We start from the raw sequence: 239 nt of genomic DNA, 5'->3' as shown, positions 1-239 counted from the left end.
ACCATTACTAATGTTCTGTGTTTTGGAGAAGCGACTGGTGCAGCAACTGTGTCAGCGAGTTCGGTAATTAATCCTACCGCTACTTTTACTTTTACATGGTCTAATGGCGATATCGATGCTGGTGTAACTTCGAGTACGATAGCTGATGTTATTGCTGGGAATTATAATGTGAGTGTTACTATGGATGGATCATCTTGTGATCCTGTGGTTCATAATATTTCTATTGCACAACCTTCGGA

The 239-nt window shown here is 40.6% G+C and carries 1 protein-coding gene; it reads left to right on the top strand.

Going from position 1 to position 239, the window contains the following annotated elements:
* The coding region (locus Q0891_RS17260) for a hypothetical protein (RefSeq protein WP_299103585.1) at positions 1–239 on the top strand (239 nt) is incomplete at both ends.

The sequence above is a fragment of the uncultured Winogradskyella sp. genome (assembly GCF_947498005.1).
In the GTDB taxonomy this organism is placed as follows: Bacteria; Bacteroidota; Bacteroidia; order Flavobacteriales; family Flavobacteriaceae; genus Winogradskyella.
The sequence above is the reverse complement of the archived record's forward strand: the minus strand, read 5'-3'. Positions and strand labels throughout refer to the sequence as shown.